Consider the following 15,186-nt stretch of genomic DNA (forward strand, 5'->3'; position numbering starts at 1 on the left):
AGCTCTCGCGCCCAATGGTTGATCACTCCATGCAATCCTCCCCCCGCAACTCCCGTCGCTGGCTGTTCGGCCTGCTCGTGCTGCTGGTTATCGCCGGCCTGTGCTGGAAATTCTGGCCCACCGGCGCTACCCATCCAGAAGCGCCAGCCGGCCGTACCGGTAAAACGGGCATGGCGCGCCCGGGCTTCGGCGGCTCCACCGGCCCGGTGCCGGTGCGTGTGGCGCCGGCGGTGCTGGGGGAATTCCCGGTGTACTACAAGGCGTTGGGCACGGTCACCGCGCTCAACACCATCAATGTGCGCAGCCGGGTGGGCGGCGAGTTGGTGAAGATCGCCTTTGAAGAAGGGCAGACGGTCAAAGCCGGCGACCTGCTGGCGGAAATCGACCCGCGCAGCTACCAGAATGCCTTGCTCCAGGCCCAGGGCACGCTGATGCAGAACCAGGCCCAGTTGAAAAACGCCCAGGTCGACGTCGAGCGTTATCGCGGCTTGTATGCCCAGGACAGTATCGCCAAGCAAACCCTGGACACCGCCGAAGCGCTGGTCCTGCAATACCAGGGCACGGTCAAGACCAACCAGGGCGCAGTGGACGACGCCAAGCTCAACCTCGAATTCACCAAGATCCGCGCGCCGATCGCCGGGCGCGTCGGCCTGCGTCAGCTCGACGTCGGTAACCTGGTGGCCGCCAACGACACCACCGCGCTGGCGGTGATCACCCAGACCCAACCGATCAGCGTGGCCTTCACCCTGCCGGAGAGCACCCTGGAAACCGTGCTCGCCCGTTACCACGCCGGCAACAAACTGCCCGTGGAAGCCTGGGACCGCAGCGACGCCAAGCGCCAAGCCACCGGCGTGCTGCAGAGCCTGGACAACCAGATCGACGTCACCACCGGCACCCTGAAATTCAAGGCACGCTTCGATAACAAGGACCAGGCGCTGTTCCCCAATCAGTTCGTCAACGTGCATTTGCTCGCCGACACCCTGCATAACGTGGTGCTGGCACCGTCTGCCGCTATCCAGTTCGGCAACGCCGGTACGTTTGTCTACAAGCTCGATGGCGACAAGAAGGTCAAGGTGCAGCCCCTGGTGGTCGGCGATACCGACGGCGACAACACGGTGATCAAGCAAGGCCTGGTCGCCGGCGACCGCGTGGTGCTGGAAGGCACCGACCGCCTGAAAGACGGCAGCGAAATCGAAGTGGTCAACGACAGCAGTCAAGTCCCGACCACCCCGACCGAGCACCTGCAAGGCAAGCCCGCCGCAAAAGGGGAGACCGGCGCTGACGCCGGCAAGGCGCAAAAGGTCGGTTCATGAACCTGTCGCGGCTGTTTATCCTTCGCCCGGTTGCCACCACGCTGAGCATGCTGGCGATTGTCCTGGCAGGGATCATCTCGTACCGCTTGTTACCGGTCTCGGCCTTGCCCCAGGTGGATTACCCGACCATCCGCGTGATGACCCTGTACCCCGGCGCCAGCCCGGATGTGATGACCAGCGCAGTCACCGCGCCCCTGGAGCGCCAGTTCGGGCAGATGCCCGGCTTGACCCAGATGGCCTCGACCAGCTCCGGCGGTGCGTCGGTGCTGACCTTGCGCTTCAACCTCGACATCAATATGGATGTCGCCGAGCAACAGGTGCAGGCCGCGATCAACGCCGCGACCAACCTGCTGCCCAAGGACTTGCCGGCGCCGCCGGTGTACAACAAGGTCAACCCGGCAGATACGCCGGTGCTGACCCTGGCGATTACCTCCAAGACCATGCTGCTGCCCAAGCTCAATGATTTGGTCGATACGCGCATGGCGCAAAAGATCGCGCAGATCAGCGGCGTCGGCATGGTCAGCATCGCCGGTGGCCAGCGCCAGGCCGTGCGCATCAAGGTCAACCCTGAGGCCCTGGCGGCCAACGGCTTGAACCTGTCGGACGTGCGCACGCTGATCGCCGCGTCCAACGTCAACCAGCCCAAGGGCAACTTCGACGGCCCGACCCGCGTGTCGATGCTCGACGCCAACGACCAACTGGTGTCGCCGCAGCAGTATGCCGAACTGATCCTGGCCTACAAAAATGGCGCACCGCTGCGTCTGAAGGACGTCGCGCAGATCGTCGACGGCGCCGAAAACGAACGCCTCGCCGCCTGGGCCAATGAAAACCAGGCCGTGCTGCTGAATATCCAGCGCCAGCCCGGTGCCAACGTGATCGAGGTGGTCGACCGCATCAAGGCGCTGCTACCGAGCATCACCGATAACCTGCCGGCGGGCCTGGATGTGACGGTGCTGACCGACCGTACCCAGACCATCCGCGCTTCGGTCACCGATGTGCAGCACGAATTGCTGATCGCCATTGCCCTGGTGGTGATGGTGACTTTCCTGTTCCTGCGCCGCGTCAGCGCCACCCTCATCCCGTCCATCGCCGTGCCGTTGTCGCTGGTGGGCACCTTTGGCGTGATGTACCTGGCGGGTTTCTCCATCAACAATCTGACGCTGATGGCCCTGACCATCGCCACCGGGTTCGTGGTCGACGATGCCATCGTGATGCTGGAGAACATCTCGCGCTATATCGAGGAAGGTGAAACCCCGCTGGCCGCTGCGCTCAAGGGCGCCAAACAGATCGGTTTCACCCTGATTTCCCTGACCCTGTCGCTGATCGCCGTATTGATTCCGTTGCTGTTCATGGGCGATGTGGTCGGGCGCCTGTTCCGCGAGTTCGCCATCACCCTGGCGGTGGCGATCCTGATTTCCCTGGTGGTGTCCCTGACCCTGACGCCGATGATGTGCGCGCGCCTGCTCAAGCGTGAACCCAAGGAAGCAGAGCAGAGCCGTTTCTACAAGGCCAGCGGGGCCTGGATCGAGTGGTTGATCGCAGCCTACGGGCGCAAGTTGCAGTGGGTGCTCAAGCACCAGCCGCTGACCTTGCTGGTGGCCATCGCTACCCTGGGCCTCACCGTGGTGCTGTACCTAGTGGTGCCCAAGGGGTTTTTCCCGGTGCAGGACACCGGGGTGATCCAGGGCATTTCCGAGGCGCCGCAGTCGATTTCCTTCGCTGCAATGAGCCAGCGTCAGCAGGAACTGGCGAAGATCATCCTGGCCGACCCGGCGGTGGAAAGCCTGTCGTCCTACATCGGTGTGGATGGCGATAACGCCACCCTCAACAGCGGTCGCTTGCTGATCAACCTCAAGGCCCATGGGCAGCGGGATTTGAGCGCGGCCCAGGTGATCACCCGCCTGCAGCCGGAAATCGACAAGCTGGTGGGCATCCGCCTGTACATGCAGCCGGTGCAGGACCTGACCATCGAAGACCGCGTCAGCCGCACCCAGTACCAGTTCAGCATGTCGTCACCCGACGCCGAGTTGCTGGCGCTGTGGAGCGAAAAGCTGGTGCATGCCTTGAGCCAGTTGCCGGAACTCACCGACGTCGCCAGCGACCTGCAGGACAAAGGCCTGCAGGTATACCTGGTGATCGACCGCGATGCCGCCTCGCGCCTGGGCGTCAACGTGTCGACTATCACCGATGCGTTGTACGACGCCTTCGGTCAGCGGCAGATTTCCACCATCTACACCCAGGCCAGCCAATACCGCGTGGTGTTGCAGGCCCAGTCGGGCGAGACCCTGGGGCCGGATGCGCTGAACCAGATCCACGTCAAGACCACCGACGGCGGCCAGGTGCGCCTGTCGAGCCTGGCCCGCGTGGAACAGCGCCAGGCGCAGTTGGCGATTGCGCATATCGGCCAGTTCCCGGCGGTGATGATGTCGTTCAACCTGGCCCCCGGTGTCGCGTTGGGCAAAGGCGTGGAGTTGATCAACCAGACCCAGAAAGACATCGGCATGCCGGTGGGCGTGCAGACCCAGTTCCAGGGTGCAGCCCAGGCGTTCGAAGCCTCGCTGTCGAGCACCTTGCTGCTGATCCTGGCGGCGGTGGTCACCATGTACATCGTGCTCGGCGTGCTCTACGAGAGCTACATCCACCCGGTCACCATCCTTTCGACCCTGCCTTCGGCGGCGGTAGGGGCGTTGCTGGCGTTGCTGCTCAGCGGCAATGACCTGGGCATGATCGCGATCATCGGCATCATTTTGCTGATCGGTATCGTCAAGAAGAACGCGATCATGATGATCGACTTCGCCCTCGACGCCGAACGCAACCAGGGCCTCGACCCGCAGACCGCGATCTACCAGGCGGCGCTGTTGCGCTTCCGGCCGATCCTGATGACCACCCTGGCCGCGCTGTTCGGCGCGGTGCCGTTGATGCTGGCCACCGGTTCCGGTGCGGAGTTGCGTCAACCCCTGGGCCTGGTGATGGTCGGCGGTTTGCTGGTGAGCCAGGTATTGACGCTGTTCACCACGCCGGTGATCTACCTGTACTTCGATCGCCTGGGTCGGCGCTGGCGCAAAGAGCCGCAACGCCTGGAGCCGGTTGAGTCATGAACCTGTCCGGACCTTTCATTCGCCGCCCGGTCGCGACCATGCTGCTGAGCCTGGCGATCATGTTGCTGGGCGGGGTCAGCTTCAATCTGCTGCCGGTGTCGCCGCTGCCGCAGATCGACTTCCCGGTGATCGTGGTGTCAGCCAGCCTGCCCGGCGCCAGCCCGGAGGTGATGGCGTCCACCGTGGCCACGCCGCTGGAGCGCTCATTCGGCGCGATTGCCGGCATTACCACCATGAGCAGTTCGTCGAGCCAGGGTTCGACCCGGGTGATCCTGGCGTTCGACTCCGACCGTGATATCAACGGCGCGGCGCGGGAAGTGCAGGCGGCAATCAACGCTTCGCGCAACCTGTTGCCCAGCGGCATGCGCAGTATGCCGACCTACAAGAAGATCAACCCGTCGCAGGCGCCGATCATGGTGCTGTCGCTGACCTCGGACGTGTTGCAGAAGGGCCAGCTGTACGACCTGGCCTCGACCATCCTTTCGCAAAGCCTGTCCCAGGTGCCGGGCGTGGGTGAAGTACAGATCGGCGGCAGTTCGCTGCCGGCGGTGCGCATCGAACTCGAACCCAAGGCGCTCGACCAGTACGGCGTGGCCCTCGACGATGTGCGCAACACCATCGCCAACGCCAACCAGCGTCGGCCCAAGGGCTCGCTGGAAGACGCCGAGCGCAACTGGCAGATCCAGGCCAACGACCAGCTGGAAAAAGCCAAGGACTATGAGCCGCTGCTGATCCGCTACCAGAACGGCGCGGCCCTGCGCCTGGGCGATGTGGCGAAGATCAGCGACGGTGTGGAAGACCGCTACAACAGCGGCTTCTTCAACAACGATTCGGCGGTGCTGCTGGTGATCAACCGCCAATCCGGCGCCAACATCATCGAGACCGTCCGGCAGATCAAGGCGCAGTTGCCGGCATTGCAGGCGGTGCTGCCGTCCAGCGTCAAGCTGAGCCTGGCGATGGATCGCTCGCCGGTGATCACCGCCACCTTGCACGAGGCCGAAATGACCTTGTTGATTGCCGTTGGGCTGGTGATCCTGGTGGTCTACCTGTTCCTCGGTAACTTCCGCGCTTCGCTGATTCCAACCCTGGCGGTGCCGGTCTCGCTGGTGGGCACCTTCGCGGTGATGTACCTGTTCGGTTTCTCGCTGAACAACTTCTCGCTGATGGCGCTGATTCTCGCCACCGGCCTGGTGGTGGACGATGCCATCGTGGTGCTGGAGAACATTTCCCGGCATATCGACGAGGGTGTGCCGCCGATGAAGGCGGCGTACCTGGGTGCCCAGGAAGTCGGCTTTACCTTGCTGTCGATGAACGTGTCGCTGGTGGCGGTGTTCCTGTCCATCCTGTTCATGGGCGGGATCGTCACCAGCCTGTTCCGTGAGTTTTCCATCACCTTGTCGGCGGCGATCATCGTGTCGCTGGTGGTCTCGCTGACCCTCACGCCGATGCTCTGCGCGCGTTGGCTCAAGCCTCATATCAAAGGGCAACTGACCGGTTTGCAGCGTTGGAGCCAGAACGTCAACGACCGCATGGTCTCGACCTACGCCACCAGCCTGGACTGGGTGCTGCGCCATCGGCGCCTGACCTTGCTCAGCCTGCTGATCACGGTGGGGGTGAATATCGCGTTGTATGTGGTGGTGCCGAAAACCTTCATGCCCCAGCAGGACACCGGGCAATTGATCGGCTTTGTGCGCGGCGACGACGGGCTGTCGTTCAGCGTGATGCAGCCGAAGATGGAAATTTTCCGCAAGGCCGTGTTGCAAGACCCGGCGGTGCTCAGCGTGGCCGGTTTCATCGGCGGCAACAGCGGCACCAACAACGCGGTGATGCTGGTTCGACTCAAACCCATCAGCGAACGCAAGGTCTCCGCCCAGGCGGTGATCGAGCGCCTGCGCAAGAGCGTGCCACTGGTGCCGGGCGGGCGGCTGTTCCTGATGGCTGACCAGGACCTGCAATTTGGTGGTGGCCGTGACCAGACCAGTGCGCAGTATTCCTACATCCTGCAAAGCGGTGATCTGTCTGCGCTGCGCCTGTGGTACCCGAAGGTCGTGGCCGCACTGCGTGCGTTACCCGAACTCACCGCCATCGACGCCCGCGAAGGCCGGGGTGCGGCCCAGGTGACGCTGGTCGTCGACCGCGACCAGGCCAAGCGCCTGGGCATCGACATGAACATGGTCACCGCGGTGCTGAACAACGCCTACAGCCAGCGGCAGATCTCCACGATCTATGACAGCCTCAACCAGTATCAGGTGGTGATGGAGGTCAACCCGAAATACGCCCAGGACCCGATCACCCTGAACCAGATGCAGGTGATCACCTCCACGGGCGCGCGGGTGCCGTTGTCGACCATTGCCCATTATGAGAGCAGCCTGGCGGACGACCGGGTCAGCCACGAAGGCCAGTTCGCCTCGGAAAACATCGCCTTCGACATAGCCCCCGGCGTGACGGTGGAGCAGGGCACTGCGGCCATCGAGCGGGCGATTGCCAAGGTGGGCTTGCCGGAGGACGTCATCGCCAAGATGGCCGGCACCGCCGATGCCTTTGCGGCGACCCAGAAAGGCCAGCCGTTCATGATCCTCGGCGCGCTGGTGGCGGTGTACCTGGTGCTGGGCATTCTGTATGAAAGTTACATCCACCCGCTGACGATCCTCTCGACCTTGCCGTCGGCCGGCGTCGGGGCCTTGCTCTCCATCTACCTGCTGGGCGGCGAGTTCAGCCTGATCTCCTTGCTCGGCTTGTTCCTGTTGATCGGGGTGGTGAAGAAAAACGCGATCCTGATGATCGACCTGGCGCTGCAACTGGAGCGCCATGACGGCCTGAGCCCGCCGGAATCGATTCGCAGCGCCTGCCTGTTGCGGTTGCGGCCGATCCTGATGACCACGCTGGCGGCGATTCTCGGCGCCTTGCCGTTGTTGCTCGGCAGGGCCGAAGGCGCGGAAATGCGCCAGCCCCTGGGCCTGACCATCATCGGCGGGCTGGTCTTCAGCCAGATCCTGACCCTTTACACCACCCCGGTGGTTTACCTTTATCTCGACCGCGCGCGCCATCGTTTCAACGCTTGGCGCGGCGTGCGTACCGATGCTGCCCTGGACTCTGCGCTATGACCGATTCGACCTTTGCCACATTGGCCATGACCCGTGGTTCCCGCGTCGCCAGCCTGCTGCTCTGCGGGGTGTTGCTCAGCGCGTGCGCGGTCGGCCCCGACTACACACGTCCGGCCGTCATCGAGCCTGCGCAGTTCAAACAAGCCGAGGGCTGGCGCCAGGCCACGCCGAGCGACGCCCTGGCCCGTGGCGCCTGGTGGGAACTGTACGGCGACCGTCAGCTCAATGACCTGGTGCTGCGCCTGAACAACGCCAACCAGACCGTGGCCCAGGCCGAAGCGCGCTTCCGTCAGGCCCAGGCGCTGGTGAGCAGCTCCCGTGGGGCGTTTTACCCGACGGTGGACCTGAGTGTCGGGAAAACCCGCGCCAGCCAGGGTACCGGCAGCAGCAACGCCAGCCTCAGCAGTTCCAGCAGCGGCATCCGCGACACCCTCAACGCGCAGTTGGGCGTGAGCTGGGAAGCCGATGTCTGGGGCAAGTTGCGCCGGGGCCTGGAAGCCAAAGAAGCCAGCGCCGAAGCCAGCTCGGCGGACCTGGCCGCGATGCGCTTGAGCCAGCAGTCGGAGTTGGTGCAAAGCTACCTGCAACTGCGCGTCATGGATGAGCAGACCCGTCTGCTGCAAGCCACGCTGGACACCTACCAGCGCTCCCTGCAAATGACCGAAAACCAATACCGTGCCGGGGTCTCCGGCAAGGACGCCGTGGCCCAGGCGCAAACCCAGCTCAAGTCCACCCAGGCCAGCCTGATCGACCTGATCTGGCAGCGTGCCCAACTGGAAAACGCCATCGCCGTGTTGATCGGCGAGGCGCCAGCCAACTTCAACCTGGCCGTCAGCAAGGACATCCCGGCCTTGCCGCAGATCCCGGTGAGCCTGCCGTCGCAATTGCTCGAACGTCGCCCCGACATCGCCTCCGCCGAGCGCTCGGTGATCGCCGCCAACGCCGATATCGGCGTGGCCAAGGCCGCCTATTACCCGGACCTGAGCCTGAGCCTGGCCGGTGGTTATTCCAGCAGCACCTACGCCGACTGGATCAGCCTGCCAAACCGCTTCTGGTCGGTCGGGCCGAAACTGGCGACGACCCTGTTCGACGGTGGCCAGCGCTCGGCGGAAGTCGACCGCACCGTCGCCAGTTACGATGAAACCGTGGCCAAGTACCGCCAGACCGTACTGGATGGTTTTCGCGAGGTGGAAAACTACATGGTCCAGCTCAAGGTGCTGGAAGACGAAGCCGTGGTCAGCAACGAAGCGCTGGAGGCCGCGCGCGAGTCGCTGCGCTTGACCCAGAATCAGTACAAGGCGGGGCTGATCGCTTATCTGGATGTGGTCACCGTGCAGGCGACGGCGCTGAGTAACGAACGCACCGTGCTGACCTTGCTGCAGACGCGATTGGTGGCCAGTGTGCAACTGATCGCCGCGTTGGGTGGCGGTTGGGATGGGCAGACGCCGATTGCCGAGAAGGATTGATCCTGCTAGGCCATACGCGACCGAAAGTAGTTGGGTTGCCTGCTCAACCACTCTCCTGCGGTTGGCTACGGAAATTCCGCATTGGCTCTGATTTTGCGCCGACGTTTGACGCGCAACATGCTGGTGTAGCGGCGGTGGTTTTTTGAGTTGAGGACCAAGATGTAGAGTAGGGCTGTAAACAGAGGGAACACGCTGATCAGCGTCAGCGGGTGGCTGCTCAAATAACCTATTGCGAGCAGGGTGTTTACGATCGCTATGGGTACGAGTATTCGTGGCGCATAACGAAATCCCTCACATAACATTATTTGCCCTACGTTAAAAATCACACAAAGTGCCATGCCGATACCGAAAGCCAATTCGGTTGGCATTTGAAAGATCTCTGCGTAATAAGGCAGGCTAAGCGCCATATTGGTCGTGATGTTGTTCAGGCCAAGCAGCAGACCACCGCCAAAGGACGGCAGGAATCGATACGCGTACCGGCGCCAAATTCGATATTCCCGGAAGGGGTCAATGCTATAAGTCATGATCGTTGAACTCTTCATACAGCGCGATGAGTACATGGTTGATGTTTCCACTAAGCGTGCTGCCTCCAATACCTAAAGTGGCTCCAACTTGATCACTGATCTGAGTGAGGATACCCAAACGCAATTGTGCATTGCTGTAGCGTTTAGGCAATTTCCCGGCAAGCTGCTTTAAACGAATTATCTCGCGAGGATGGCGAGGGTTTTGCAGCCGCAGAACTTCATTGGTCAGTTTTGCACGCTCTTGGCGGCTCATGCGTCTCAAGATGTCTGTCAAGTTGCGGCCCGTCGAGCTTTTGATGGCCATCACTGTTTTGACTGTAGCGAAGGTCGTGGCCCCTGCTCCTATTAGTGAAATACCATCCAAAGCAACGGTCATGGCTTGATACCAGGCTAGACTGTCGTAATAGTCGTTCTGGGCGGGATTAGTTATTTCTGTGGCGGTTCTCCATAGCCCATTGCCGCACTGCAATGCGCTTGCAGCTGCAGCCGTGTAAGCAATGTAGGTCACAGCGAGACTGAGGCCGGCAGTAAAAGGCGCCGCTGCAATGCCTGTTTTTGCAACGATATAGCCAATCACAGCCCCTCCACAGGAAAACACCATCCCTGCTGCCTCCTTCCATAGCTGTGATTCTCGCGGCGAACTTGCCGCCAACTGCGCATATTCATCGGCAGTCACCAACGGTCCCGCCACCTCCCGCAAAATCACGCGCTTGGGCTTGATGCTGCACAGCGGCATGAACTCGCGTAACACCGTCACCCGATAATCACTGCCGATATGCACCACCCCGGCTCCAACGATGGCGGGATCGGCGTCGATGGTTCGATAGAGTTTGGGCAGGTCCAATAGACTCGTCAGTCGTTGACGGGTGGTGGTGTGCGCATCCGGCACACCGCTACGCAGGAAATCGCTTGGCATCCTTTCACCTGTGGGTCGATAGAGGTGAAAGAGCTTGGGGATTAGTTCCCGGTTTTTATGTCGGGCCGTTCGCTATATTTTGTAGGACCATACCTGCAAGTTGTCGGGTGGCTCTGAGTCGGTAGATTCGCGTCAAAATGCGATTAATGGGCCTCTGATAATTAATCACCTGTTCAAGAATTAGTCTCTCTACAATCCGCGACTTTTCCATCCGGCGCGGGCTTTTTCAGCCCGTCGGTCTAGAGTCGGCCCATGCTTATTGCTAGTTACTCCCCCCCGCTGGACGCATCGCCAAGGCCAAGGGTCGCGCGATCTATTTGTGGATGCCGTTCGCCCTCGGCTTTGACCTGGACATTACTGTGCTGCGCATGATGCCGGCATCTGTTACCGGAGGATGGTTTTATGGCGGACATCCAGCGCAGACGCCTGACAAGCACAGCACTTGACGGGTATTCTTGGCGCCAACGCTAAACATTTGGTTGATTCAGGAGACTGTAGGCATGGACAAAGTCCTCATCATCACCGGGGGCAGTCGTGGGATTGGTGCTGCGACGGCATTGCTGGCCGCTCGCCAGGGCTATCGCATTTGCATCAACTTCCAGTCGGATGAAGAAGCCGCTCACCGCGTTCTCGAACAGGTCCGCGCGCTAGGCGCCCAAGCCATTGCGGTGCGCGCCGATGTGAGCATCGAGGACGAAGTGATCGCATTGTTCCACCGCGTTGACACTGAACTGGGTCGCGTCACGGCGTTGGTCAACAATGCAGGCACGGTGGGGCATAAATCTCGCGTTGATGAGATGTCCGAGTTCCGCATCCTGAAGGTCCTGAAGACCAACGTACTCGGCCCGATCCTGTGCGCCAAGCACGCGCTGCTGCGTATGTCGCCTCGGCATGGCGGGCAGGGCGGCAGCATCGTCAATGTGTCGTCGGTGGCGGCACGTCTCGGTTCGCCGGGTGAATATGTCGACTACGCCGCCTCCAAGGGCGCGCTGGACAGCTTTACCGTAGGGTTGGCGAAGGAAGTGGCGGGCGAGGGTATTCGTGTCAACGCGGTGCGTCCCGGCTATATCTTCACCGACTTCCACGCCCTGAGCGGTGACCCGGACCGGGTCAGCAAGCTGGAGTCCGGGATCCCGATGGCCCGTGGCGGCCGGCCGGATGAAGTGGCAGAGGCGATTGTCTGGCTGTTGTCAGACAAGGCCTCCTATGCCACCGGGACGTTCGTTGACCTGGGCGGCGGGCGTTAAGCCCCCCCCGGCCATCAAGCCGGCAGATGGCGCAGCACTTCATAGCCGTTAAGCGAGAACGCCTTGAGCAGGCTGGCTTCGGAGTTATCCAGGGTGCTGTAGCCGTCGTTGAAGAACCCATCGATACGCCCGTTGCGGGCATGGCTGCCATTCAAGGTGCGGTCGTCAAGGTTATCGAGAAACCGCAGCACTTTTTCCAGGTTGTAGGCCGCGTCAGCACGCGCATCCGCGGCTGCGTTGGATGGGGTCCAGTCACCGATCTGCTGCTTAAGGTCATCAGCGATCGCGTAACTGTCGCGGCCCTGCAGGAAGCGCCTCATGACCGGGCTCTGTTCGATGATTTGCTCTGCCGAACGATGGTCGCCGGCCGGTCGGCCTGTCGGACCGCGCATTGTGCGGACCTGTTGTTGTTCGGCCGCTCGCATGTAGTTGGGTGGAACGGGCAAGGGTGTAAGCCCTGCGGGTAAAGCAACGTGCATAAGGAATCTCCGATTCGAACCAGGAAAGGCGCTCCCTATGTGGTTCGTTCGGCCGTCTGGTTCCGGTTCAAAACGACCGCACAATCCGTCCCAAGGTCTCCATCGCTTTTTCCGAGGCCTCGGACCACGGGCTGCCGTAGTTCAAGCGGATACAGTTCCTGAAACGCTGGGTCGCCGAGAAAATCGGCCCCGGTGCGATGCTGATGCCCTGGGCCAACGCCATCTGGAACAACTTGAGCGAGTCTGTCTGTTCCGGCAGTTCCAGCCAGAGGAAGTACCCGCCGGCCGGCTGGCTGACCCGCGTCTGCGCCGGAAAATATCGCGCAATGGCCGCGAGCATCGCGCTTTGCTGTTCTTCCAGGGCATAGCGCAACTTGCGCAAGTGCCGGTCATAGCCGCCGTGTTGCAGGTAGTCGGCAATCGCAGCCTGAGCGGGCATCGATGGGCATAGCGAGGTCATCAGCTTCAGGCGCTCGACCTTTTGCGCATAGCGCCCGGCCGCCACCCAGCCAATGCGATAGCCCGGTGCCAGGCTCTTGGCGAAGGAGCCGCAGTGCATCACCAGGCCCTCGGTGTCGAAGGCCTTGGCGGGTTTCGGCGCCTGTTGTCCGTAGTACAACTCTGCGTAGACGTCGTCCTCGATCAACGGCACCTGATGGCGGCGCAGCAGTTCCACCAGTGCCTGTTTCTTCGCTTCCGGCAGCGTCGCGCCGATGGGGTTCTGAAAGCTGGTCATGGTCCAGCAGGCTTTGATCGGGTAGCGCTCCAGGCTTTGCGCCAAGGCGTTGAGGTCGATGCCATCGCGCGGATGCACGGGAATTTCCACCGCTTTGAGTTTCAGGCGTTCCAGTACTTGCAGGCAGGCATAAAACGCCGGCGCTTCAATGGCCACCAGATCGCCCGGCTCGGTGACGGCCTGCAGGCACAGGTTCAACGCTTCGAGGGCGCCGTTGGTGATCAGTAGCTCCTCCATCGGCAGCATCAGGCCGCCGACCATGTACCGCAGGGCAATCTGCCGACGCAGTTGCGGGTTGCCCGGCGACATGTCGGTCACCACCAGGCGCGGGTCCATTTCACGGCCGGCGCTGGCCAGGGAGCGGGCCAGGCGCGGCAGCGGGAACAGCATCGGGCTGGGGAAGGCCGAACCGAACGGCACGGTATTCGGGTCTTTGATGGAGTCGAGGACCGAGAACACCAGTTCGCTCACATCGACTTCGGTGGACTCATGCACATGTTCACTCACCACCGGCTCGGAAAACGGGCTGGGCGCGTGGGTGTTGACGAAATAGCCGGAACGCGGCCGCGCCCGGATCAGGCCGCGGCGCTCCAGCAAGTAATACGCCTGGAACACCGTGGACGGACTGACGCCGTAGGTCTGGCTGGCATAGCGCACCGAGGGCACTCGCTGGCCAGGGCCGAGCACGCCGGAGCGGATCAGTTCTGCAATGTCGTCGGCGAATTTTTCGTAGCGTTTCAGGGTGGCCAAATTATTCTTCTCAGGATGTACGCAGGGCGAAATGTGGCAGCCGGCAAGCCAGCGGCCACATTTTATCTTTTATGCAGGCGAACCCTCAGCGGTTCAACGGCGCCACGAAGCGGCTGTCGGCAGCGCTATAGACCCACGGTTCGTCGACGTCCGTGACCTTGAAGCGCAGGGTCTGCGAACTGCTCGCCGGCTTGTCCGCCAGTAAGGCCACCGACACCGGTACATCGCTGATTTCCCCGGGTGCCAGGCTGATCTGGGTCTTGCCTTGCAACTGGAAGCCCTCGGCATCCACCAGCTCCAGGCGGTAATCCTGGCGTTGCTGGGTCTTGTTGATGACCTTGAGGCTGTAGATGTTTTCGATCTGGCCCTGGCTGTTCTCGCGGAACATGCCGCGGTCCTTGGTCACGTCCAGCGACACCATCGGCCTTTGCACCAGCGCCACGACCAGCGCGGCGATCATCACCAGCAGCACCGCACTGTAGCCGATCAGGCGTGGCCTGAGCAGGTGGGTCTTGCCGCCTTGCAGTTGATGTTCGCTGGTATAGCTCACCAGGCCGCGAGCGTAGCCCATTTTGTCCATGATCGAATCGCAGGCATCGATGCATGCCGCGCAGCCGATACATTCCATTTGCAGGCCATCGCGGATGTCGATGCCGGTGGGGCACACCTGCACGCACAAGTGGCAATCGATGCAGTCGCCCAGGCCGACGTCGGCTGGTTTGGCCTCACGCTTGCGCGGGCCGCGGTGTTCGCCACGGGCTGCATCGTAGGAGATGGTCAGGGTGTCCTTGTCGAACATCACGCTCTGGAACCGCGCATATGGGCACATGTGCATGCACACCGCTTCGCGCATCCAGCCGGCGTTGATGTAAGTGGCGGCGGTGAAAAACACCACCCAGAACAGGCTCACGCCACCCAGTTGCCAGGTCAGCAGTTCGGCGGCCAGCGGGCGTATGGGCGTGAAGTAACCGACAAAGGTCAGCCCGGTCAGCACGCTGATACCCAACCACAGCGTATGTTTGGCCGAGCGCCGCGCCAGTTTGTTCAGGCTCCAGGGCGCCGCTTGCAGCTTGATGCGCTGGTTGCGTTCGCCTTCGGTGACTTTTTCACACCACATGAACAGCCAGGTAAACGAGCTTTGCGGGCAGGTGTAACCGCACCACACCCGGCCGGCGAACACGGTGATCGCAAACAGGCCGAAGGCACAGATGATCAGCAGCGCCGACAGCAGGATGAAGTCCTGCGGCCAGAAGGTCGCACCGAAAATGTGGAACTTGCTTTCGGCCAAGTCCCACAGTACGGCCTGGCGACCGCCCCAGTTCAGCCACACGGTGCCGAAAAACGCCAGGAACAGAAAGCCTGCACCGGCGACGCGCAAGGTGCGGAACAGGCCGGTAAAGCTACGGGTATGGATCGGGTTGTCGCTGGATTGGGCCTTCACCTTCTTCGGGTGTGCAGGCTCGTGGATTTCCACGGTTCGGACGGGGATTATTTCGCTCATGGTCGTTCGCTCATCAGCCTCCATCAGGCCGACGAACTATGCTCGCCGTGCT

General features: G+C 62.0%; 10 protein-coding genes. 5 read left to right on the forward strand and 5 right to left on the reverse strand.

Going from position 1 to position 15,186, the window contains the following annotated elements:
- The first annotated feature begins 14 nt into the window (after positions 1 to 14).
- From J2Y83_RS11860 to J2Y83_RS11875, 4 genes are read left to right on the forward strand one after another with little or no spacing between them, the layout of a single operon-like run.
- The gene (locus J2Y83_RS11860) at positions 15 to 1,313 is read left to right on the forward strand and encodes an MdtA/MuxA family multidrug efflux RND transporter periplasmic adaptor subunit (protein WP_253395368.1); all 1,299 of its coding nucleotides are present in this window, start codon (positions 15 to 17) and stop codon (positions 1,311 to 1,313) included.
- Positions 1,310 to 4,411, forward strand: a complete 3,102-nt coding sequence (locus J2Y83_RS11865) for an MdtB/MuxB family multidrug efflux RND transporter permease subunit (protein ID WP_253395370.1) — start codon at positions 1,310 to 1,312, stop codon at positions 4,409 to 4,411. The genes J2Y83_RS11860 and J2Y83_RS11865 overlap by 4 nt, the downstream gene beginning before the upstream one ends.
- The gene (locus tag J2Y83_RS11870; protein WP_253395372.1) at positions 4,408 to 7,515 is read left to right on the forward strand and encodes an efflux RND transporter permease subunit; all 3,108 of its coding nucleotides are present in this window, start codon (positions 4,408 to 4,410) and stop codon (positions 7,513 to 7,515) included. Before J2Y83_RS11865 ends, J2Y83_RS11870 begins: the two co-directional genes overlap by 4 nt.
- On the forward strand, positions 7,512 to 8,981 hold the full coding sequence (locus J2Y83_RS11875; RefSeq protein ID WP_301294975.1) for an efflux transporter outer membrane subunit: 1,470 nt from the start codon (positions 7,512 to 7,514) through the stop codon (positions 8,979 to 8,981). Before J2Y83_RS11870 ends, J2Y83_RS11875 begins: the two co-directional genes overlap by 4 nt.
- A 65-nt stretch (positions 8,982 to 9,046) precedes the next feature.
- Here the strand turns inward: J2Y83_RS11875 and J2Y83_RS11880 are convergent, their stop codons facing one another.
- The gene (locus J2Y83_RS11880) at positions 9,047 to 9,505 is read right to left on the reverse strand and encodes a hypothetical protein (RefSeq protein WP_253395374.1); all 459 of its coding nucleotides are present in this window, start codon (positions 9,503 to 9,505) and stop codon (positions 9,047 to 9,049) included.
- Positions 9,495 to 10,421, reverse strand: coding sequence for an NAD synthetase (locus J2Y83_RS11885; protein WP_253395376.1), 927 nt, complete (start codon positions 10,419 to 10,421; stop codon positions 9,495 to 9,497). Before J2Y83_RS11885 ends, J2Y83_RS11880 begins: the two co-directional genes overlap by 11 nt.
- 500 nt (positions 10,422 to 10,921) lie before the next feature.
- On the opposite strand from J2Y83_RS11885, the gene J2Y83_RS11890 reads away from it, so the two are divergent.
- On the forward strand, positions 10,922 to 11,668 hold the full coding sequence (locus J2Y83_RS11890) for an SDR family oxidoreductase (RefSeq protein ID WP_253395378.1): 747 nt from the start codon (positions 10,922 to 10,924) through the stop codon (positions 11,666 to 11,668).
- Between the two features lie 14 nt (positions 11,669 to 11,682).
- Here the strand turns inward: J2Y83_RS11890 and J2Y83_RS11895 are convergent, their stop codons facing one another.
- From J2Y83_RS11895 to ccoG, 3 genes are all read right to left on the reverse strand, one after another.
- Positions 11,683 to 12,060 carry a hypothetical protein gene (locus tag J2Y83_RS11895; RefSeq protein ID WP_253395380.1) on the reverse strand — a complete coding sequence of 126 codons (378 nt, stop codon included), beginning with the start codon at positions 12,058 to 12,060 and terminating at the stop codon, positions 11,683 to 11,685.
- Between the two features lie 154 nt (positions 12,061 to 12,214).
- Complete coding sequence (gene mapR / locus J2Y83_RS11900; protein WP_253400385.1) at positions 12,215 to 13,624, reverse strand: GntR family transcriptional regulator MpaR; 1,410 nt, start codon at positions 13,622 to 13,624, stop codon at positions 12,215 to 12,217.
- A gap of 94 nt (positions 13,625 to 13,718) precedes the next feature.
- On the reverse strand, positions 13,719 to 15,134 hold the full coding sequence (gene ccoG, locus J2Y83_RS11905) for a cytochrome c oxidase accessory protein CcoG (protein WP_253395382.1): 1,416 nt from the start codon (positions 15,132 to 15,134) through the stop codon (positions 13,719 to 13,721).
- Between the last annotated feature and the right edge of the window lie 52 nt (positions 15,135 to 15,186).

Source organism: Pseudomonas marginalis (genome assembly GCF_024169655.1).
GTDB classification, from domain to species: domain Bacteria; phylum Pseudomonadota; class Gammaproteobacteria; order Pseudomonadales; family Pseudomonadaceae; genus Aquipseudomonas; species Aquipseudomonas paraveronii.